Origin of the sequence: Rhizobium tibeticum, from assembly GCF_900110205.1 — a bacterium.
Lineage (GTDB): Bacteria > Pseudomonadota > Alphaproteobacteria > Rhizobiales > Rhizobiaceae > Rhizobium > Rhizobium tibeticum.
Map to the genome: position 1 here is coordinate 35855 of NZ_FOCV01000010.1, position 20395 is coordinate 56249.

Annotated in this window: 18 protein-coding genes; 6 read left to right on the plus strand and 12 right to left on the minus strand. The window is 60.4% G+C overall.

Annotation, left to right across the window (positions count from 1 at the left end):
* Nucleotides 1-48: 48 nt before the first annotated feature.
* The 4 genes from BSG20_RS12825 to BSG20_RS12840 all read right to left on the minus strand — a co-directional run bounded on the left by BSG20_RS12825 (nucleotide 49) and on the right by BSG20_RS12840 (nucleotide 5194).
* Nucleotides 49-408, minus strand: a complete 360-nt coding sequence (locus BSG20_RS12825) for an SPW repeat protein (RefSeq protein ID WP_072375755.1) — start codon at nucleotides 406-408, stop codon at nucleotides 49-51.
* 351 nt (nucleotides 409-759) lie between these two features.
* Nucleotides 760-2550 (minus strand): alpha/beta hydrolase family protein, encoded by a 1791-nt coding sequence (locus BSG20_RS12830; RefSeq protein WP_244541324.1) that lies wholly within the window; start codon nucleotides 2548-2550, stop codon nucleotides 760-762.
* A gap of 146 nt (nucleotides 2551-2696) precedes the next feature.
* Entirely contained in the window at nucleotides 2697-4115 is a 1419-nt protein-coding gene (locus BSG20_RS12835) for an oligosaccharide flippase family protein (RefSeq protein ID WP_072375757.1), read from the minus strand.
* Entirely contained in the window at nucleotides 4112-5194 is a 1083-nt protein-coding gene (locus BSG20_RS12840) for an endo-1,4-beta-xylanase (protein ID WP_072375759.1), read from the minus strand. Before BSG20_RS12840 ends, BSG20_RS12835 begins: the two co-directional genes overlap by 4 nt.
* A 202-nt stretch (nucleotides 5195-5396) precedes the next feature.
* Between BSG20_RS12840 and BSG20_RS12845 the strand changes: the two genes are divergently transcribed.
* From BSG20_RS12845 to BSG20_RS12855, 3 genes are all read left to right on the plus strand, one after another.
* Nucleotides 5397-6875, plus strand: a complete 1479-nt coding sequence (locus BSG20_RS12845; protein WP_072375761.1) for a GumC family protein — start codon at nucleotides 5397-5399, stop codon at nucleotides 6873-6875.
* Nucleotides 6868-8232 (plus strand): O-antigen ligase family protein, encoded by a 1365-nt coding sequence (locus tag BSG20_RS12850; RefSeq protein WP_072375763.1) that lies wholly within the window; start codon nucleotides 6868-6870, stop codon nucleotides 8230-8232. Before BSG20_RS12845 ends, BSG20_RS12850 begins: the two co-directional genes overlap by 8 nt.
* Nucleotides 8233-8355: 123 nt before the next feature.
* On the plus strand, nucleotides 8356-9288 hold the full coding sequence (locus BSG20_RS12855; protein WP_072376033.1) for a glycosyltransferase family 2 protein: 933 nt from the start codon (nucleotides 8356-8358) through the stop codon (nucleotides 9286-9288).
* 6 nt (nucleotides 9289-9294) lie between these two features.
* Here BSG20_RS12855 and BSG20_RS12860 read toward each other — a convergent pair whose 3' ends face one another.
* Together BSG20_RS12860 and BSG20_RS12865 are read right to left on the minus strand one after the other, a co-directional pair.
* A complete protein-coding gene (locus tag BSG20_RS12860; RefSeq protein ID WP_072375765.1) occupies nucleotides 9295-10155 on the minus strand; it encodes a DUF6492 family protein in 861 nt (286 codons plus the stop codon).
* A gap of 17 nt (nucleotides 10156-10172) precedes the next feature.
* Nucleotides 10173-10952 carry a WecB/TagA/CpsF family glycosyltransferase gene (locus BSG20_RS12865; protein ID WP_072375767.1) on the minus strand — a complete coding sequence of 260 codons (780 nt, stop codon included), beginning with the start codon at nucleotides 10950-10952 and terminating at the stop codon, nucleotides 10173-10175.
* A 265-nt stretch (nucleotides 10953-11217) separates the two neighbouring features.
* On the opposite strand from BSG20_RS12865, the gene BSG20_RS12870 reads away from it, so the two are divergent.
* Together BSG20_RS12870 and BSG20_RS12875 are read left to right on the plus strand one after the other, a co-directional pair.
* A complete protein-coding gene (locus BSG20_RS12870; RefSeq protein ID WP_072375769.1) occupies nucleotides 11218-12309 on the plus strand; it encodes a glycosyltransferase in 1092 nt (363 codons plus the stop codon).
* Between the two features lie 56 nt (nucleotides 12310-12365).
* On the plus strand, nucleotides 12366-12578 hold the full coding sequence (locus tag BSG20_RS12875; protein WP_072375771.1) for a hypothetical protein: 213 nt from the start codon (nucleotides 12366-12368) through the stop codon (nucleotides 12576-12578).
* Nucleotides 12579-12745: 167 nt separating this feature from the next.
* On the opposite strand, the gene kduD is transcribed toward BSG20_RS12875, so the two are convergent.
* From kduD to kduI, 3 genes are read right to left on the minus strand one after another with little or no spacing between them, the layout of a single operon-like run.
* Nucleotides 12746-13498, minus strand: coding sequence for a 2-dehydro-3-deoxy-D-gluconate 5-dehydrogenase KduD (kduD, locus tag BSG20_RS12880; protein ID WP_072375773.1), 753 nt, complete (start codon nucleotides 13496-13498; stop codon nucleotides 12746-12748).
* A gap of 7 nt (nucleotides 13499-13505) precedes the next feature.
* A complete protein-coding gene (locus BSG20_RS12885) occupies nucleotides 13506-13844 on the minus strand; it encodes a cupin domain-containing protein (protein ID WP_072375775.1) in 339 nt (112 codons plus the stop codon).
* Nucleotides 13845-13853: 9 nt separating this feature from the next.
* A complete protein-coding gene (kduI, locus tag BSG20_RS12890; protein ID WP_072375777.1) occupies nucleotides 13854-14696 on the minus strand; it encodes a 5-dehydro-4-deoxy-D-glucuronate isomerase in 843 nt (280 codons plus the stop codon).
* 247 nt (nucleotides 14697-14943) lie between these two features.
* On the opposite strand from kduI, the gene BSG20_RS12895 reads away from it, so the two are divergent.
* A complete protein-coding gene (locus BSG20_RS12895) occupies nucleotides 14944-15711 on the plus strand; it encodes a FadR/GntR family transcriptional regulator (protein ID WP_072375779.1) in 768 nt (255 codons plus the stop codon).
* 81 nt (nucleotides 15712-15792) lie between these two features.
* On the opposite strand, the gene eglC is transcribed toward BSG20_RS12895, so the two are convergent.
* Genes eglC through BSG20_RS12910 form a run of 3 tightly spaced genes read right to left on the minus strand, consistent with a single transcriptional unit; the run spans nucleotide 15793 to nucleotide 20392 of the window.
* Entirely contained in the window at nucleotides 15793-17277 is a 1485-nt protein-coding gene (eglC, locus tag BSG20_RS12900) for an endo-1,3-1,4-beta-glycanase EglC (protein ID WP_072375781.1), read from the minus strand.
* Nucleotides 17278-17336: 59 nt separating this feature from the next.
* On the minus strand, nucleotides 17337-18644 hold the full coding sequence (locus BSG20_RS12905) for an HlyD family type I secretion periplasmic adaptor subunit (RefSeq protein ID WP_072375783.1): 1308 nt from the start codon (nucleotides 18642-18644) through the stop codon (nucleotides 17337-17339).
* Nucleotides 18641-20392: a type I secretion system permease/ATPase gene (locus tag BSG20_RS12910; protein ID WP_072375785.1), complete on the minus strand. Its 1752-nt coding sequence runs from the start codon at nucleotides 20390-20392 to the stop codon at nucleotides 18641-18643. Before BSG20_RS12910 ends, BSG20_RS12905 begins: the two co-directional genes overlap by 4 nt.
* Between the last annotated feature and the right edge of the window lie 3 nt (nucleotides 20393-20395).

Sequence of the window (20395 nt, forward strand, 5' to 3'; positions counted from 1 at the left end):
CGTTCAGTTCAGAGCGTCCACCGCTGCGGCGACCGGATCAGGCCTGGTCTAAGCGTGGGCGTGCGGATGATGAACATCCCAGACTGCCCACAGCGACACGGCGGCAACAAGCACACCAAGCACGACAACCGTCCACATCGCGCTCGCATTGACCGCAAAGCCGAGCAGCCAGGGCGACGCAATCAGCCAAAGGCCGAGCACGAGATTTGCCCATTCCTCCCATTCGGAAAACGCCGACAGGGCCGCGGTGGCTAGCGCAGCAAGCATGACGGCAACGATCCAGGCATTCCAGCTCGGCATCGCTTCGGCCGCGAAACCGACAACCCACGGCGAGACGAACAAGCAAACCGCCAGAACCAGATTAGCCCAGTCCTGCCTTTTCCTTCCTTCCATCAAAGTGATTGCCATGATGACCTCCCAATTTGAAGCTTACCAGGCGTCGCGTGAACTTCACGCTTAAGTAAATAAATTGGTGAACCATAAGACTTAATTCAAGATATGACCAAACAATGCCTAAACCCTTGTGCCTACAATAGCGCTCGCGCAGAGCATTCCGTCAGACCAACCCGAGTAAATTCCTGCATAACTTGCAGTTTTTCGACCTGCAACAATCAGCCTGGGTCATCATTCGGGCGGCAAAAATACAGCCCAAACTCCGCGATTCCGATTGCCTGAAAGCCCGAGCTCCGCTCAGCGGAGCCGGCGCCTGTTGAGCAGTGTGACGTTTATAACGACAACCGGAATGCCTACCGATCCGCGTCAGCCGTGAGCGGCACGTTGCTCATGACAACGGTTGCCAAGTGCAAGAGCTTGCAGCTTTGTCAGCTCAATCATCCTTTCACGCGCCGGCAGCGGCGTGAGATTATGGTCGGCGTCAGGAAACAAATGCAGTTGCACATTGGGGTAGGCGGACAGTTTTTCACCCGCGTCACCAAAGTTTACCCGGAACATCTCCTGCCCTTCGTCACCTTCCGTATAAATGATCGAAAGCGGGGTGCCCCGGTTGGCCAGGGCCTGAAAATCGCGATGCACGTGGCCCGTGAGCTGCGTGATCGGCTTGGCCGGCGCAAAGACGGGAGACAGCCCGCCGGCCATCCGATCGACGAGGCGAATAGAGATATTCTTGGTTACCGCGGTCAGATCCACGTCACCGGCCCAAAGGCGGCGAACCGTCTCCATATCCAGGGCATTCCTCATATAGGCCTTGAGCGTCTTCGGAAGCCCCTTGAAGCGCCAACGGAACGCGACCGGATTGACGATCATGCACGCGTCCCAGCGCGGATCGGCAAGGACGCTCCTGAAGGCGACGTAGGCACCGCTGCAGCGTCCGATCAGCAGGGCGCGTTCGCTTATGCCAAGACTGTCAACGTAGTCGCGGGCCATGCCGACATCGGCAATCTGGGTCTCGTCATAGAGGACCTGTTTTCGACGGGCCGCGACTGGCGGGCTATCCCCGACGCCGGCGCTGTCAAAGCGCAAGGACGATACGCCGACGCTCGCCAGCTCGCGTGCAAGCGCGACCGAGGAGCAGGCCCAACCTGCCGCATGATCATAGGCCGTCGTCAGAATAACGGCGGTCACGCCGATCGAATGACCGGTTGGCTCGCACAAAACCCCGTAGAGGCGGTCGTTTGGACCGAAACGAACGCCCGTCTCGCGAATTGCGCCGGCACGGACCGATGCAATCGGCGAAGGCGTCTTGGCCGGTAGCGTACTCTGGCCCCGCGGCAGCGATTGTAGCCACTCGATCAGTTCATCGATGAGCGCCTCAGGGATTTCCTGGTTCAGTGGGTTGGATACAAGCGCATCATATCCGGCAAAGGGTGTCGCGCGCAGATGGCAGCCTGCGGCCTGGAGACGGTCGCGAAACGTCGTGTCGGCTTCCAAGCCCGGGCGCTCGGCCATGAAGATATGTGGCTTGATGGCAATTTCGAGGCCGTTGAGGTCGACTGCCTTGAGGTCTTCTGCAACAGCGCGCGGCATGCGCAATCCCGCAATCGACCCGGGCGCGCTATCGCGCAGCTCCTGCTTTATGCCGAGACCATCATCAATGAGCCGCGAAAACAACGAAAGTTCGCGCAGATATGCACGCCCTTTCAGCACCGGCGCCAAAAGGGCAATCGCTGCAACTGATGGCTCAAAATGAGCTTGCATGAGCGCGAGACTGGCGCCGATGCCCTGGCCGATGAACACGAGGTTTCGGGCGCCTGAAAGCATCTTGAGTTCTTCGGCCGCCTTGCCGGTCACCTCAGACCACACCGACAAGCCGCGTTCGGCCGACGTCTCGTCGAGCGAATTCACGGTTCCGGGATAATCGAAGCGCAGGCTCGCGACGCCGACTTCTGCGAACCGTTCCGCCAAGATGCGATAGAACCGGCGCGTGCACATCTCCTCGATCCCCCAGGGGTTGAGAAGAAGCACTGCGAGATCGCTCTTCGGGGCGTCGTCATCGGCTGGCGTAAACAAACCAGGATGCGACCCGAAGACCGTCGGCTGCGAGGCAGAACGCCCCTTTCCTTCTCCGGAGTTCATGCCAGTCTGGTTCACCATGGCCTCCCCTTGCCAAGCCTTCCGATTGCGTGCCCACCGAACGTATCTCCCACTGATATACTTGAGGCGTTAAGAATTCGCGGAAACTCAGTGGCGTTACTTACCCTTTTGGTCCGTGCTCGATTGCAAAACCCCAGTGTCGCCGATCAGGCTGGCCGCAGCCGCCTCGTCAGCGCCATGCGCACGCCGGCGAGGTTCAGCGCAAATGCGGCTGCCGCATAAGCCACGACACCTGTGACGATTGGCACAGTCAGGTCGAAGACAGCATTGCCCGTCGGATGCCTGACCACCATGAAGGTCGGTGCCGCCATCGTGGCGGTTGCAAGACTAACCTTGACGATCGGGCGCAGTTCGAGTGGCAAGCGATGGGCGCGGTAGGACAGGAAGTACCCGGCGATCACGCCACCTATCTCGGCGATCAGCAGCGCCCAGGCCGCGCCGACAAGCTGGAAACGCGGCACGAGGACGAACATGGCGATGATGTTGATTGCCAGAATGATCATGCCTTGCGCGCCCATCAGGCCCGGCTTCTTCGCCAGCTGGAAGCTGACATGGACGAACTGATAGGAGATCGAGCGAAACAGCCAGGCAAATACCAGGATCGGGATGAGGATGGCAGCCGCATCGCGAAACTCGGGCCCAAGGATCAGGCTTGCAAAACCAGATGCCACCAGCGCCAGTCCAACGACCATCGGCATCAGCACGGTCAGCAGCACCTCGGCGGTTTCCATCAGATGCCGGTTCGTGGCCTTGTGGCCATCCTGCGCCAGCAGACGGATTGCCAGCGGAATCGTTGCCGAGCCGATCGCGACACCGGGAAACAGGATGATCTGCCGGACGAGATCGGCAGCGGCACCATAGACGCCTGCGGCCGTCTCGCCGATATAGGTTACGATGATCATTCGGTCGAGAACCGTGTGCAGCACGAAGACGAAGGACGAAGCGGTCATCGGCAGACCAAAGCGCAACATATCTTTGAGCAGCCCGGTATCGAACGGATGGCGCGGCCGGCGCCAGACATCTCGCGCATAGATCAACAGGGTCACGAGATAGGAGCAGGCCACGCTGACGAGCAGGCCCTGCCCGCCCATTCCGAACACCATCACCAGGCCTGCGGAGAAGATGAGCGTCAGCACAGCACGCAGGATGACCGACCACATGTAGGCGCCGGTCTGCTGGCGTGAGCGGAACACCTCCTGCACGAATTCGAACAGCCCGACCATGAAGGCCACGAACACAGCAGGCACGACATAGGTCGACGAGTCCTCGGCGATCAGCCAGGTTGCGAGAATGACGAGCGGGCTGAGCAGCATCAGTCCCGCATAGGCGCAAAGCGCGGTGGTACGGACATCCTTCGATCCCCCTTCGGAATCGAAACGCAGCACCGAGAACTTAATCCATCCGAACAGCAGGGTCGATATGACGCCGGCGACACCGGTGCCGACGACATAGATGCCGTATTCGTGCGGGCTCAGCATGCGGGTGAAGAGCACGACCGAGACGAACCCGAACAAGGCCGATACGGCGTTGGCAATCATGTATGTCGAGATCTGGCGAAACATCATTCGGCAGCACGCGTGAATTCGTCGATCACCTTCATCAGCGCCTTTGGGCGACACCCGGCATCGAGCGGCAGCGGACGGTTCGGCTTGCCGTCGTCGCGCTTAAACCACATCGGCACCCATGTATAGCGATCGGTGATGCCCCAGGTCAGGATTGCACTTGGCCGCGCCACGTCAGAGATCGCTTTGAGGAAATCACCCGCCCGTGCCGCGACGATCTGGTCCCGGTCATATTCCCGTGCGGGCAGCTTGTTGTCGATCACGTCGAGTTCGGTCACGAGAACCTCGAGCTGCATTTCCTTCACCGCCTCGACGAATTTCGACAGGCCCTCCTTTTCGATTTCCATGTCGCCCGGAAGATGTCCCTGAATGCCAACGGCATGGAGCGGCACGTCGCGATCCTTCAGATCGCGCAGGAGGTCGAGCAACGCCTGGCGCCGGTCGCGGCACTGCTGTGTCGGGTTCTCAATATTGTAGTCATTGATGACGAGCTGAGCGGAGGGGTCGACGTCAGCGGCAGTGCGCAGGGCAAGCTCGATGTAGCGCTTGCCGAGCCGCTCCTGCCAGATCGACCCACGGATCGTCGCCCCACGCTCGGGATGCTCGGCGATCGCCTCGTTGACGACGTCCCAGCTTGGAATCCGCCCCTGGTAGCGTCCGACGACGGTGGTGATGTGATGGACGAGCTCGCGTTCGGCTTGCGCCGGGCTCGCAATGGTCTGGGTCCAATCCGGCATGGCTCCGTACCAGGCGAGCGTGTGGCCGCGCATCTGCATGCCGTTCTGATGGGCAAAATCGATCAGCCGGTCAGGCTGATCGAACACGAACTGGTCTTCACTCGGACGCAGGTCGAACCATTTCAATCCACCCTCGCCGACCACGAGTTGGCAGTGGTCGACAATGGCTGCCTTGTAGTCGAATTCGGTATCGAGAAGATCCGTACGCACTGCCGCGCCATAAGGGATCACGCCTCTTACAGGCGCTGCCTTGGCAGTCGGGTCACTCCAGACAATAGGATCGAGCGCGCCGGAGGATGCCAGTCCGGCACCCACTGCGCCGAGAACGAAGTCCCGCCTGCGCATAAATTGATATCCTTAGATTGCGTATTAATGAACCAGAATTCGACCGCGCACGCGGGCAAGACCTTCAACTTCTGCTTTTTAGTGGAGACTTGCTTCGCGCGCACGCGACAATTGAAATCGCTCTTAATGGATACTTAAGGAAAATCAGGTCTCTTAACCATAAGTTCGCGCTTTCGCGCCGTGTCAATAAGATCTCGCCGCCATGTATGAAGCCGCTCCCCGACATCAGACCCCGGTCATCAGTACGCGCGGCTGGACGAACCGGGAGAAGCACGACGTTGGTGTTCCAGGGCGGCCGGTCCTCAAGGTTGCCGAGCCCGCTGCCGCGGAAGGCCGCCTTTCCGTCTTTCAGGAGCTGTTTCAGTTCGACCTTGCACGCATCCTCAAATGGTTGCGCTCGGGTCTTGTCTGGATCATCGCGTTTGCCATCCTGGGTGCTGTCGCCGGCTATGCCGTCGTATTTGTCGTAAAGCCGCGCTTTTCGGCAGGAATCGATCTTCTCGTCGACCCGTCGAACCTGCGGGTCGTCGCTGATGACATCTTCTCCGAAAGCATGCAGCGAGACACGCAACTGCTGGATGTCGAGAGCAAATTGAGGGTCCTGACGTCAGGTAACGTGTTGAGCCGCGTGATCGACGACCTGAAGCTCACCGTGGATCCCGAGTTCGTTTCACCGACATCGAAGGATCCGGCCAGCGACGCGCTGCGCGCACTTGCAAAACGCGTCACCGCCCGCCGGGACGAGCGCTCTTTCATCGTCAATGTCGCCGTATGGACGCAGAGCCCGGCCAAATCCGTTACCATCACCAACGCGATTGCGACCGCCTTCCAGGAGGAACTCGCCAAGGCGGAATCGGAAGGAGCCGGCCGGGCGGCAAGCTCGCTGTTTGCGCGCCTCGGCGATCTGAAGGTCGAGGTCGCCAAGGCAGAAGCTGCCGTCGAGGCGTTCAAGCGCGAACAGGGGTTGCAATCAAGTTCCGGGGAACTCGTGAGCACCCTGATGTCAAACCAGACGAACACACAGCTGATCGACGCCAAGGCGCGCCTCATCCAGGCGCAGTCGCGTTATAATGAACTTGTATCCACCAACCCGAAGAACCGTCTCAACGCCTCTGCCCTGCAGTCGGAAACGATGACGATGCTGCGCACGCAGTATTCGACCCTCAGGCAACGCGTGACGTCTCAATCGGCGGTACTGGGGCCGCGTCATCCGATGATCCTGGGGCTCGGGCCCCAGCTCAGAGCGCTGGAAGGCCAGATCGACGCCGAGACGGCACGCATCGTGCAAGCCGCAAAGGCCGAACTCGACCAAGCCAGATCGGCGCTTGACGCGCTGAACTCGGAAGCCAACCAGATGAAATCCTCGGTCTTCCAGGATACCACCGCGCAGATCCACCTGCGCGAACTGGAGCGCGAGGCGCGCGCCAAGGCGACGGTCTACGAAGCCTTCATGGCCCGGGCAGGAGAAGCCGCTGAGCGCCAGCAGATCGACACGACCAATGTGCGAATTGTTTCGCCGGCAGTCGTCCCGACAGCGCGCAGCTTCCCGCCGCGTGGCTATGTGCTTTCCGGTGCCGGCGGCGTCGTCGGCCTTTGCCTCGGCCTTGCCGTCGCGGTCTTGTTGGGGCTTTGGCGAGACTATCGCCGGCTGAGCGCCGGTTTGGGCAAAGCCTATGGCTGACGTTGGCAGAACTACCCCGGTCAGAAACGGCGGCGCCTTCGCAGCCTTTCTCTTCCTGTCTATCTTCAGTTACTTTTGGGTCGGACTGAACCCGTTTCCCGATCCGAACGCCGCCAGCCTTTCCACACCCTATGGCGGCAGCTCGAACGTCCTCAATCAGTTGATCGTGATCGCCATGTCGGGCGTGGTGCTGGCCACAGTATTGCAAAACCCGGCGCGTCACCTGCTGCTGCGCCCCTATGGCCTCCTGATTTGTCTGCTCGTGTGGCTGCTCTTCACCGCTCTCTTTGCGGGCGATCAGAGCGCGGCCTTCCGGCGCATCGTTTTTGCGATCCTGGTCTGCCTTTGCGCAAATGCGACGCTGCTCATTCCAAAAAATGGCGCGCAGTTCGCCAGGCTCATGTGTATTGGCCTGACGTTTACGATCGGCCTTTCCTATTTTGGCGTCATCGCCCTACCGCACCTTGCCGTCCATCAGCCGACAGATGCGCTGGAGCAGTCGCTTGCGGGTGACTGGCGCGGTCACTTCGGCCATAAGAACGTTGCGGCCGCGGCAATGGTCTATGCCGTTTTCTTGGGCCTCTACATCGCCAAGGCTGGGCACGCCCGGCTCGGTTCGCTGATTGCATTGTCAGCGGGCTTCTTCGTGCTTCATGCCGGCGGCAAGACGTCGGCGGCGATGCTCCCGGCAATCCTTCTGCTTGCCTGGATTTTTGAACGCTCGACCAGGCTCGGCATGGTGATGCTGGCCGGCGGCCTTGTCAGTTTGAACCTGATCTTGCTTTCGGCGGCGGTATCGCCTTCCTTCAGCAGTTTGCTTGCCTCGGCCGGCATCGATCCGACCTTCACCGACCGCGGCTCCATCTGGCGCCTTGCACTTTCGGCAATCGCCGAGCGACCGATCATCGGCTATGGGTTCCAGTCGTTTTGGCAGACCGACGCCTTGTTCAACAGCGGCCAGGCCATGACAACCTGGGCAGTGACCGCCGCCAATTCACACAACGGCTATGTCGAGCAGCTGATCAATGGCGGCATCCCGGCGCTGGCAATGACGGTCACCTGGCTGGTGATCCTTCCCATTGGCTACGCCCACCGTGCACTTGCCGGCAGCAACGACATCACATTGACGCGCCTGTTCTTGCGGATCTGGTTGTTCACGCTGTTTCTGGCCTGCCTCGAAAGCCCCTTCTTCGGCAACAGCGGACCGATCTGGTTCACGATGCTGATCGCTGTGTTCGGTTTGAGATTGCAGGCCAATGCCGGCCTCGTCGCCAGCGCACCTGCAGCGCCTGTGCTGAAGATGGACCTTTGCTCCGCGCCGCCGGTCAAAGCGGCGGTTTTGGGAAAAGCCCGTTAACCTCATCCTTAGCCACCGATTGTAGAATGCCGGCGAGCCAACTACAGCTTCGCCGCCGACAGTGGACCAACTCGCCCAATGCGGCAAGGCCAACAATCTTTGGCGTCGATCGAGGTTTGGATGATGCAGGAAAATAAGGGGTCCGTTGAGGCAGTCGTTTGCATCCCGACGTTCCGTCGGCCGGCATGGCTTGCGCGCACCCTTTCATCCCTCGTCGATCAAGTGACCGATTTCCCTTTCGCCATCGTCGTTGTTGATAACGACGCGGCCAATCCCGCCGGCGCGCGCTATGCCCGCGATTGTCTCGCCAGGGCCAACCTACCATTCTTGATCCTCACCGAAGAGCGGCAGGGCAACTGCTACGCCATCAACCGTGCCTTCGGCGAGGCGATGGCGGCCTTTCCCGAGGCCGAGTTTCTCTTGATGATCGATGACGATGAAATGGCACTGCCCGGCTGGCTTGCCGCAATCGTCGGCACAGCCCGACGCGAGAGCGCCGACATCGTCGGCGGACCAGTCGTCCGTGAGTTCGAGGTGCCAGTATCCGACGCTGTCACCCAGCATCTGCTCTTCGGTTCGATAGAGGGTTCGACACGCGCAATCGATCAGATTCACGGCTCCGGCAACTGCCTGATACGGCGGCGCGTATTTGCCGGCCTTACCTCGCCACTTTTCGATGTCCGCTTCAACTTTCTGGGCGGCGGCGACATGGAATTCTTCACCAGATGCCGCAAAGCCGGTTTCAAGTGCTGGTGGTGCGCAGAAGCCCAGATCCGCGAGTTCGTACCGGAGGAACGCGTTTCGGCCCGCTTTTTGATGAAGCGCTCGCTGCGCACCGGAAGCATCAACTATGTCATCGACCGGATCCACAGCACCTCGGCGATGCGTGTCGTTGCGAAGAACGCCTTAAGCCTTGGTGCCGGCTGCCTGCGGTCGATGGCACTATTTCTGCGAACCCGGCGGTTGCTGCCGGCAAGCCACCCGCTGCTGGTATCGCTCGGTCGTACCTTGGCAAGCCTTGGGTTCCTGCCGACCCCCTACCGGGCCAACAACTAGGCTGCGTCAGCTAAGCGCGACCTCGCGGATCACCTCGATTGGCGTGCGTGTATGCGACTGAATGGCGATTGTCGTCTGATCTGGCCTCAATCCATCGACGAATGCCGCCAGTCCTGCCTTGTCGAGAGCGGGCCCCTGCCAGTAGGTCAGGCACGGGCTTTGCAAAACACGTTCGTGCCGCTCGGCGAGTTCGGCGTCATTGGCAACAGCGATACCATAGATCAGGTACTCGGAAAAATGCCTGATGCGGGCAAGCGCCTGCCACCACCGAAGGCCGCTTGCTGCTTCGATCCGCTTCACCATAGCCACCACCGTCCGCCGCTCCCAAAGGACCATCTGGCTGATGAAATCGTCGCCCGGCAGCGCCGGGGCGCCCAGGCCAAGCAGCCGATGGGCATTTTGCCACCAGCGGACATGGCTCGGCCGCGAGCGATTGACATCCCCCGGCGCAACGTAGTGAGCAAGCTTCGGCGTCGACGCGGTCGCGCTCAGGTCCAGCGGACGGCAGAAGCAATTGTCGGAATCGATGCACATCACCCGCTCGCCCGGCTGCGCCAGCGTCATCGCGATCTTGCGCATCTGCTGCAGGTGCCAGCCATAGATCGGCAGGAGAAGACGTGGCGCCCACCAGTAGCGCCGCCCACGCCATTTTGGCAGTGACCAGAGCGGCGGAAGCAGGCTGGACGAGACGATGACGCGGCGTCTTTCGCCTTCGAAACTGGCGAAAGCGTCGGCGTCCTCGTCGCCGATCACGATGTAGTGCACGTCGTAGCCCGTGACGTATCGATCGATCGAGTCGCAGAGAAGGCGGCAACTGTCGAGGTCACCACGATAGCTCGGTGTGATGAGCGAGATTGAAGAGCTCATATGATCGTCGTTCCCGATCAACGACCTGCAGCGAGAGCCCGCAGCGAATGCCGAAGCATCGCATAGATCGCGACCGGATTGGTTGTCAGATAGCGCTTGGCCAGCCGACGCGGTTCGAGGATCATGCGATACAGCCACTCAAGGCCCATCCTCTGCATCCATTGGGGTGCGCGGCTCTTGCGTCCGGCCAGGAAGTCGAACAGGCCGCCCGAGGTCTTGATCAAACCGACATTGTGCAGTCTGTTGATGTTACGAACGACGAATTGCTGCTCCAGCGGCACGCCGAACCCGATCCAGAGGATATCCGGAGCGGCCGCATTGATTGCCTCGACGACCGCATCTTCCTCGGCACGGTCGAAATAGCCGTTGCGCCGCCCGGCAAAACGAAGCCCAGGGTAGGCGTTGGACATATTCTCGACCGCTCGGGCATTCACCTCTTCACTGGCGCCGAGGAAATAGAAGCTGACGCCGGCCTTCGCCGCGCGCTCGGCGACGGCATGCACGAGATCGGTTGTGGCGACACGCTCCGGCAACGGGTCGGTGGAAGAAAGCCTGGAAAACAGCACCACCGACATGCCGTCGGCATGGATCTGGTCGGCCTGACGTGTCATCGAGCGAAAATTGTCATCGTGCTCGCAGAGCGCGATGACATGACCGTTTGCGGAGGTGGAGTAAAAAGGACGCCCGCCGGCGCCCCTTCGCTCGAGCGCCAAGCGAATGAAGGCCTCCGCAGATTCCTCCATGCCGGCCCGCACGATCGGCAGGCTTCCAAGCCGGTTCGTTGGCCATTCATTCATCGAATAACTCAGACGCGCTGACGCACTGCTATGCCTTGCCATTCACGCACCTTCGAAACAGGCATCGGTTCAAGCCCGACCATTAGCTGTTTCGACGGACGATCGCTGTAAAACCTCGCGCTATAGTTAATCCACGCTCCACACGTGACGGTCGCACGCGCCTTCATGAAGATACGCCAAGCATCGAACCCAAAATTGTAAGCCGACCTTTACGAAAAGACGGTATCAACGCGATGTGGCCGCCCGCCCATTCAGAAGGTTCGATATGCCGAAACGTCGCTATCTCGCACTCGTCTCCGACGCCTACCAGACCTGCGGTGTCGAGGAATTTGCGCGGCAAACGGCGTTACGCCTCGCTGAGCGGGCTGATCAGCGTCTGCTTGACGGCGATATTCGCCGGCTCACGTCATCGCTTGCTGATGTGGACGCCGTCGTCCTCAACTTTCCCGTTGTGGCCTGGAAGAAGAAGCTCACGCAGCCGATCGCGGCAGCACTTACCACCCGGCTGCATCGAAAACAGCTTGTCGTGGTACTGCACGAGTGGGACGCTCTCGACTGGAAGCGCCGCCTGGTGTTGGCTCCGGTGGTGATGCTCGCAACACAGATCTTGTATTCAGCGCCTGAGGTGGCTGCCGAATTTGCCAGAAGTCCGCTGTCTGCCCTGTCAATCGGCCGCCGCGGCGTCATTCCCATCCCGCCGAACCTTGCTTTGCCGTCTGTGCTGCGTGACGGCTCGGTTGCCCGGACACTCGAGGAGCAGCGCAAGGCAGGGCGGCTCATCCTTGGGCAATTCGGCTCGATCTATCCCAAGAAGCAATCCACCGCCGTTCTGGAGATTGCCGCGCGCCTGCTGGCACTCGGTCACGACGTCGGTGTCGTGTTCGTCGGATCGTTCATCCGCGGCACCGATAACGTGGAGCGCGATTTTTATGCGCTCGCAGACAAGCTTGGCATTTCGGATCGGGTCGCCGTCACCGGCTATGTTGCCGATGCAGAGGAACTCTTCGGCATCTTCAAGCACGTTGACGTATTTTGCTATCTCTTCTCCGAGGGGCTGACAGCGCGTCGGGCAAGCGTGCTTGCGGCAAGCTTTTCGGGAAAGCCCGTCGTCGTCAACGCGCCGCGACAGCCCAACGCCGTCGCCCACCATGGCCTGTTTCGCAAGCTGATAGACGGCGGCGCGATACGTCTCGTCGACACACAGGCCGACGCCAATGCTATGGCCGACGCTGCGTTGGAAGCGAGCCAAAGCCACGTCGCATCGATTGACGCGAAAGCGGAAGTCGACGCCTTGTGGAGTGCCGTCATCGACGCACTTGATGGCGGAAAGGAGACTGGGAACAATGGCTCGCGATGATCGTTCTTTTCCTCAGCGGCAATGGGTTGCCGCGGAATGAAAGGACGTGATTTGAGATGGAAATGACGGAGGGCCGCCGGCTTGCCGAGGAATATCTGCGGCTCGGCGGGAAGAGACGCGTCAAGATCGACGATAACCAGCAGACGGTTCGCGCATGGGAGGCGGATCCGCCTGCCGCGGAGCGGTTCTGGCATGATCGCGTAGAGGGTTTGGAAGCACGCCGCCGGAAGGAAGTTGAGTTCTTCTTGCCGTCGATCAACTCCCCGTAACCGGAGAGAAGATGTGAAAGAAGAAACCCTCATTTGCTGGCCCGGACCATCGAGTGCTGGCCCGGACCATCGAGCCTGGCCTCTGGTTGAACGCGTCGCGCGATTTCAGCGATGGGCACAATCCAATCAGCGATGGGCACAATCTAAGTAGATCCGCTTGCGTGCGCTCAGCGCGCGAGCCATCCGCCATCCACCGGCAGTACCGTCCCGTGGACATAGTCCGAGGCTTTTGACGCCAGGAACACGGCGGCACCTCCAAGATCTGCCGGGTCTCCCCAGCGCCCCGCGGGAATGCGGGCAAGGATGCCGGCGCTGCGCTCAAGATCCTCGCGAAGCGCCGCGGTATTGTTCGTGACGACATAGCCAGGGGCGATGGCATTGACATTGATGCCTTTGCCCGCCCACTCACACGCCAGCAGGCGCGTTAATCCGGCAAGCCCGCTTTTTGCCGCCGTATAGGATGGAATGCGAATTCCGCCTTGGAACGACAGCAACGAGGCAATGTTGATGATCTTGCCGCTACCTCTTTCCAGCATGTGCCGGGCCGCGGCCTGCGACAGGAAGAAGACGGTTTTCAGATTGACGTCCATGACTGCATCCCAGTCAGCTTCCGTGAAATCGATAGCGTCGGCACGCCGGATGATCCCGGCATTGTTGACGAGAATATCGAGCCTGCCGAATGTCGCCACTGTTTCGTCGACAATAGCCTTGACGGGTTCGATCGAACCAAGGTCCGCCTTGATCGTATGAAACCGTGCACCCAGGGTTTGGACAGCCGCCTGCGTCTCGTCCATGGATGAGCGACCGACAGCGACAATCGAGGCGCCGGCACCTGCCAGCGCCACGGCAATGGCCTGACCGATGCCGGTGTTCGCGCCGGTGACGACGGCGACCTGCCCGGAAAGATCGAACATGGTCATAGGCACCTCATTTGAGGAATTCGGCGCGATGCGGCGTGAACGTATCGATCAGCCGACCCTTGGCAAGAGCCCTGACCCCGTGGACCAGATCGGGAGGAACGATGAAGCTCCCTCCCTGGTGAAGGGTTTCGGTCCTACCATCGATCGTCACCTCGAAGCTGCCTTCCGCAACATAGCTTGCCTGGATGTGCGGATGAGAATGCAGTGCGCCGACGGCGTCCTTTTCGAAGACAACCTCGACCATCATCATTTCAGGCAGATAGGTCATGATGCGACGGGTGACGCCCGGCTCCGGGTTCTTCCACTCGGCACCGTTGCCCGATACGAAAAGATCACTCGCTGTCATACAGCCTCCTCACTTCAGATCTTCGATAGCGACGAGATCGACGTCGGTATAGTCGACATTATCGCCGGCCATTGCCCAGATGAATGTATAACTCGATGTCCCGACACCGGAATGGATCGACCAACCCGGTGACAGAATGGCCTCCTCATTCGCCACGATGAGGTGGCGCGTCTCGTCAGGCTCTCCCATCAGATGCACGACGCGGGCCCTCTCCGGCAGATCGAAATAGAGATAGGCCTCCATCCGCCGGTCGTGAACATGGCAGGGCATGGTGTTCCAGACGGAGCCCCTCGCAAGCGTCGTCATCCCGACGACGAGCTGACAGGTCTTTGCGCCTTCAGGGTGGATGAATTGAAAGATCGAACGCTCGTTGCTCGTCGCCTGCGCACCGAGATCGAGACGCTTGGCATCGGCGATGCCAATATGCCTTGTAGGGTGGCGCATATGGGCTGGCGCGCTCAGCAGATAGTATTTTGCCGGCTGTTCGGCAGAGGCAGATTCGAACGTGACCGAGGAGCCGAGCCCAGCATAGATCATGTCGCGCGGCCCGACCAAAAAGCGCTCGCCGTCGACCACAACGGCGCCGGCACCACCAATGTTGACCGCGATCAGCTCGCGGCGCGCCAGAAGCGCGTCCGTTCCCGCCGGCTTGATCGTTTCCAATGCGAGCGCTTCGGAAGTCGGCATGGCACCGCCGACAATCATGCGGTCATAATTGGTGTAGTGAAGCTGGATGCGCCCAGCCACAAACAGCGGCGGCAGCAAGAAATTGTCGCGAAGCTCGGCGGTACCAAAGCCGGCTGCGGTCTTCGGATCAATCGCGAAACGATTGGTATAGTCGGTGTGACCCATGATGCCTCCCAGAGCCTTCAGCTACAGTCATCATACATATTGATCACACTTCGGCAACACACCGCCATCCGTTTATCCCGCAGCAAACCCGTCAACGTTCACCGACGGTGAAAGAATATACAACGTTTCCAATCTGATAGATCAAGCTCCTTGTTGTTATCATACTTGTATGATGATTTTGAGAATTGTTGTCTTTGTGCGCCGTTGGCGATATGCTTAAGCACCCTTCACGGAGACGACGATACTCTTGAACACCATCCCTCCTCAGGTCGATCTCATTGCATCCCGACGGCAGAAGCTCTCCGAACGGATTGCCGGGTCCCTTCGCCAGGATTTCCTTTCAGGCCAGGTCTCCCTTGGCCAGAAGTTACCGACAGAGACCCAGCTCGCCGGGACCTTCGATGTCAGCAGGACCGTCATTCGCGAGGCAATCGCAGCTCTGGTGGCCGATGGATTGCTGGAAACCAGGCAGGGGGCAGGTATTTTCGTGATCGGCCATCAGACGTCCGGTCCGATCAAAAGACAGGACAGATCAAGCAACATACCGCACGCATTGAACGTGCTCGAAGTTCGCATCGCGCTTGAAACTGAAAGTGCAGCACTGGCTGCAACCCGCAGAAACGCGTCACAGGAAGCGCAAATCCAGGAGAGCTTTTTCGAATTCGATCGCCTGCTGCAGCTTGGCGAACCGACCGGCCAGGCTGACTTTGCTTTCCACCGATCCGTTGCCGAGGCGACCAACAACCCTTTCTATGTCGAGGTTCTCGATGCGCTCGGCGCGCGCACGATCCCGTGCGACGTGACGTCACCCTATGCCGCAGAAGACGTGCTCTCCTTCAGCTATCAGGCCGGACTACAGAGAGAACATCTTGCAATCCTGAACGCAATTTCTGCAGGCGACGCTGATGGCGCGCGCAATGCCATGCGCGTTCATCTGTCGGCAAGCCAGGAACGATATCGCGAACGCCTGCGCGATCGGCGAACGCGATACCAAAGCGATATGGAAGCGACCTAACGGATAAGGACGCTCGAATGGCACGGATTGACTGATGTCATCACGACCCCTGCAAGGTCCTCCCGGACCGGCTCCGTTCCATTAAATGTGCCAATCGCTGCCCGCGCTGGCTTCGGTGGCAGCGTGCACCGGAGCGTCCGCAAGGGCATATGCCCTGATATAGTCGATATGCATTTCCGAACCGTTCGCAAGGGCATATGCCCTGATATAGTCGATATGCATTTCCGAACCGTTCGCCAGGCCGTTCGACGGCGTCCCCGCGGGCCCGCCGATAGCCAGGTTGACAAGCATGTACATGGGGTCGTGCATGTCCGCAGGCGTATCAGTCTGCGCCACTGCGACGTCATCGAAGTACCATGTGACATGATCCTCGTCCCACAGGACGCCATAATTGTGGAATCCGTCAGTGCTCGGCACTTTGACGGGAAAGGAAGTCATCGTATGCGCTCCGTTGTGGTCGCTGTGTACCGTGACATTGACCGTGTTCGGATCCTGCCCCCGCATCTCAACGACATCGAGTTCAGGCGGCCAGGACCCATCCTCCGGAAGCAGCCAGAAGGCTGGCCAGACGCCCTGCTCTGTCGGCATATCGGCGCGGATTTCGAAATAGCCATAGGTCTGGGCAAAGGAGGAATGGGTGTTCAGAAGTCCTGATGTGTAGTCGTAGCCGTCGATCTGCGCCTGGATTGCCTGCGAGGCAGGTTCCGCCGAGATCGTCAGCACGCCATTGTTCACCGAGAACGGATTTGCCGCTGCCGTCGGCGCGTAGGACGGATTGATGTACCACTGCAACTCACCGTTTCCGGTCAATGGGCTGCCGCGTTCCGGAGCCCACCAGAACTTCGCATCCCACGTGCCCTGATCTCCGTTGCGCAGAGACAGGCTGTTGAACTCGTCGTCGAACGTCAACGCCAGATGTGAGCGGTCGAGCGTCAACTGGAATTGGCTGGCCTGCAGATCGGAGGCATCGGTATTGGCAAAAACGAGGCTCTCGCCGCCGCCGAGATCGAGCCGCAGATTGGCGCCCTCCTGGGTGGTATGAGCCAGAACCTGCTGGAAGGACGAAAGCCCGTAGCTGTTCAGCCGCACGGTATCGTCGCTGCTGAAATCGACGATCAGATCGCTGCCGTTGCCCCGGGAGAGGATGAACGTATCGGCCCCACCTCCGCCGATCAGCACGTCGTTGCCAGCGGCGCCATCGAGCGTCTGGCTGCCCGAGGCTCCGGAGATGATGTTGTCTTGCGCATTGCCGAAAGCATAGCGCCCGTTTCCGGTGACGGTCAGGTTCTCGAAATTCGCAGGCAGCGTGTAGCTCATCCAGGTGTTGATCGTGTCGATCCCTGCTCCAGGCGCCTCCACCGCGCGATTTATGCTGGAATAGAGATAGTAGATGTCGTCGCCGGTTCCGCCGTGCATGGTCACATTGACGGAACTGTCACCCCATATTGAATCGTTGCCGGAGGTTCCGTTCAGCACGGGGCCGGAACCGGTCGCGGAAAACCATGCGGTCGAGGCGCCACTGTAGTACAGTGGTTGGCCGACGGCGTTTTGTATCGACTTTGCCATTATCAGCTCCTTCGGGTTTTGATAGGTTTCAAGGGTCGTGCTCCTCCCATGGGCCGCAACTATTCCTCCCGAAATGCACGGGCCAGCTGGTCCGTGAACGGCTTTGCGAGATAACCGAGTGCTGTGCGCTCGCCGGTCTCGATAAAGGCTTCGACGGGCATCCCGGCAACCGGTGCCAGGGCGCCAAGCCTCTGCCATTGGTTTTCAGGCACTGCGACCCGAAGCGTGTAATAGGATTGACCGGAACGTGTGTCCGCCGTCAGGTCAGCGGAGATGGACGCAACGCGTCCCCTCAGTTCCGGCGTCGTCCTGTAACTGAACGCGGAGAACCGCAGGCTGACCTCCTTGCCAACAGCGACCTGGTCGACATCCTGTGGCGACAGCTTCAGTTCGGGCGTGAGCACATCGTGATCCGGCACGATCTGCATGATGGCCTCGCCGGGCGAAATCACGGCCCCCGCTGCATGGACGGCGAGCTGGTGGACGATGCCGTCTTGCGGCGCCCTGAGGTCGACGTGTCGCAGCTCATCTTCTATCGCAATGCGGCGCTCGGCATATTCGCCGCTGTCGCCCTCGGCCTGCCTGAGCTGTTCGGATACCTCGCTTCTATGATCGTCCCCCACCTGGATAATCTGCAGCTCCGTTTCGGCGATCTTGCCCTTGATTTCGGCTGTCGAGGCAACGAGGCTGCCGAGCTCTCCCGTCAAATCGGCCGCATCACGTTGCAGGGCGTAGACCCGTGTTGCCGGAATGGCTCCCTGTCGAAGCAGCGGCTCAAGGCTTGCGAGTTCCTTGTCGATGATGCCGATCGCACGGCGTTTGCCGTCCTGCTGGGCCGTCAGACCTTCGGCCTGCTGTTCGAGCTGGGTTACGCGCTCGCGCAGTTGCGCCGTGCGTCCGCGAAGCGATGCAAGGCGGTCATCGAACAATCGCTGCTCGGCGCTCACGAGGGCGGCAGCCTGAGCGGCATCGTTGCCGCTGACGACCGCCGGAAAAGCGATGGCATCATGGCCGTCGCGCTCTGCTGCAAGCCTGGCGGATCGTGCCGCAAGCTCTCTCAGCCGTCGCGATATGATCGAAAGGTTCGCCTTCGTCTGCGTGTCGTCGAGATGGACGAGGATCTGGCCAGCCCTGACCCGATCACCGTTGCGGACGAAGACCTGCCCCACGGTGCCGCCCTTCTGGTGCTGCACGGGCTTGACGTAGCTGTCGACGACAAGTGTTCCCTGAGCGATGACTGCGCCGTTTATGCGGATCGCCGAGGCAAGCCCGCCAAGCACGCCGACAAGAAGGATGCCGGTTGCCAGAGCGAGCAAAGTGAGACGGCGGATTGCCCGTTCTGTCGATGTCACGGCTGCTCTGATCATGACGACATCTCCCCACCGGCACGCAGCAGTCGGACGAAGGAGCCGGTGGCAGCGGCTGGCTTTGGCCCGGTTTTGAGAACATCGCCCTTGGGGCCGAACGCTTTGGCGCGGCCACCTTCGAGAACCAGCACCTTGTCGACGCCAGAAAGCACACTCGACCGGTGGGCAATGACGAGCACCACCCCTTGGCGCGATCGAACACCATCGATCGCCTGCGCCAGCGCCAGTTCGCCCGCGACGTCGAGATTGGAATTCGGCTCATCCAGCACGACGAGGAACGGATCGGCGTAGAGTGCCCTTGCCAACCCGATGCGCTGCCGCTGGCCCGCGGACAGGGCCCTGCCCTGCTCGCCGATCCGTGTATCGAACCCTTCAGCGAAGCCGACGATCATGTCGTAGACACCCGCGGCTTTAGCGGCAGCGATGATCAACGCCGAAGAGGCTTCCGGGTCGAACCGGGCGATGTTTTCGGCAATCGTCCCTTCGAACAACGAGACATCCTGCGGCAGGTAACCGATATGGCGGCCGCGCGCATCCGGCGCCCATTGTGAAAGCGACGCACCGTCCAGCCTGATATCTCCGCCAAAGGCTGGCCACAGCCCCACGACAGCGCGCGCCAGCGAAGATTTGCCCGAGGCGCTCGGGCCGACGATACCAACTGCCTCGCCCGCCCTGATCTCGAAAGACAGTCCGCGAATGATCGGCATTTTCGAGCCTGGCGCCCCGAGATGCAGGTTTTCCACCGTCAGTGATTGCCGCGGCGCCGGCAGCGCGACGTCGTGGCGCGTCTCTTCCGTGAGCCGGACGTCCCGGTCGAGCCGCGACCAAGCCTGTCGCGCTGCTGCAAATCCTCGCCAGTGTGCGATGGCAAGCTCGATCGGTGCGAGAGCGCGGCTGACGAGAATGGAGCTGGCAATCATGATGCCGCCGGTGGCTTCCTGGCGAATGACCAATATCGCGCCAACCGCCAGCACCGCGGACTGCAGCAGCATGCGCGCGGATCGTGACAGCGTCGACAGCGAGTTGACGAGAGTGGCCGTGCGCAAGTGACTGTCGAGGTGGCGCTGGTTGATCTCAGCCCATCGCGCCGAAAGCATTGCCGCAAAGCCCATTCCGACGACAGCTTCCGAATTGCGCCTCGCCGTTTCGGCAAATGCCATCCGTTCTTGAAGGATCGCGACCGTCTGTCTTGTCGGTTCGCGCGACCTGAGCTCGGCAAGCAACGCCAGCCCCGTCAATATCAAGGCGCCGGCTGTGGCCGTTAAGCCAATCCAGCTGTGAAAAAGGAAACACAGCGCAAGATAGAACGGCATCCAGGGCAGATCGAACAATGCCGACGGACCCGGGCCGGACAGGAAGCCACGCACTGTGTCGATATCACGGATCGTCTGCAGTCCATCTCCGGGCGAGGGTTTGCGCGATGCCGACAAGGCGACGGAGAGAAAAGCACGCCCTGAGAAACGCTCGTCCACAGCCCGTCCAACCTGACCGAGCAGCAGCGACCGCGTTAGATCAAGCAGCCACTGGAAGGCAAAGAGAGCTACAACGATGACGGCTAAACCGACGAGCGTCGGTAGGCTGCGGCTCGGAATGACACGGTCATAGACCTGAAGCATGAAGAACGAACCAGTGAGCGCCAGGACGTTGACGAGGCAACTGGTCACGCCAAGACCCAGACCGGCGACGCGCAATGACGAAAAAAGGCCAAGCAGAGGTCGCGGCTGTGGAAGGGATTTGACTTCAGACAACTG

Bases quoted from the DNA above. Each gene is read 5' to 3' on its own strand.
- BSG20_RS12825 (WP_072375755.1), bottom strand. From the start codon at position 408: ATGGCAATCACTTTGATGGAAGGAAGGAAAAGGCAGGACTGGGCTAAT.
- BSG20_RS12830 (WP_244541324.1), bottom strand. From the start codon at position 2,550: ATGGTGAACCAGACTGGCATGAACTCCGGAGAAGGAAAGGGGCGTTCT.
- BSG20_RS12835 (WP_072375757.1), bottom strand. From the start codon at position 4,115: ATGATGTTTCGCCAGATCTCGACATACATGATTGCCAACGCCGTATCG.
- BSG20_RS12840 (WP_072375759.1), bottom strand. From the start codon at position 5,194: ATGCGCAGGCGGGACTTCGTTCTCGGCGCAGTGGGTGCCGGACTGGCA.
- BSG20_RS12845 (WP_072375761.1), top strand. From the start codon at position 5,397: ATGTATGAAGCCGCTCCCCGACATCAGACCCCGGTCATCAGTACGCGC.
- BSG20_RS12850 (WP_072375763.1), top strand. From the start codon at position 6,868: ATGGCTGACGTTGGCAGAACTACCCCGGTCAGAAACGGCGGCGCCTTC.
- BSG20_RS12855 (WP_072376033.1), top strand. From the start codon at position 8,356: ATGCAGGAAAATAAGGGGTCCGTTGAGGCAGTCGTTTGCATCCCGACG.
- BSG20_RS12860 (WP_072375765.1), bottom strand. From the start codon at position 10,155: ATGAGCTCTTCAATCTCGCTCATCACACCGAGCTATCGTGGTGACCTC.
- BSG20_RS12865 (WP_072375767.1), bottom strand. From the start codon at position 10,952: ATGAATGAATGGCCAACGAACCGGCTTGGAAGCCTGCCGATCGTGCGG.
- BSG20_RS12870 (WP_072375769.1), top strand. From the start codon at position 11,218: ATGCCGAAACGTCGCTATCTCGCACTCGTCTCCGACGCCTACCAGACC.
- BSG20_RS12875 (WP_072375771.1), top strand. From the start codon at position 12,366: ATGGAAATGACGGAGGGCCGCCGGCTTGCCGAGGAATATCTGCGGCTC.
- kduD (WP_072375773.1), bottom strand. From the start codon at position 13,498: ATGACCATGTTCGATCTTTCCGGGCAGGTCGCCGTCGTCACCGGCGCG.
- BSG20_RS12885 (WP_072375775.1), bottom strand. From the start codon at position 13,844: ATGACAGCGAGTGATCTTTTCGTATCGGGCAACGGTGCCGAGTGGAAG.
- kduI (WP_072375777.1), bottom strand. From the start codon at position 14,696: ATGGGTCACACCGACTATACCAATCGTTTCGCGATTGATCCGAAGACC.
- eglC (WP_072375781.1), bottom strand. From the start codon at position 17,277: ATGGCAAAGTCGATACAAAACGCCGTCGGCCAACCACTGTACTACAGT.
- BSG20_RS12905 (WP_072375783.1), bottom strand. From the start codon at position 18,644: ATGATCAGAGCAGCCGTGACATCGACAGAACGGGCAATCCGCCGTCTC.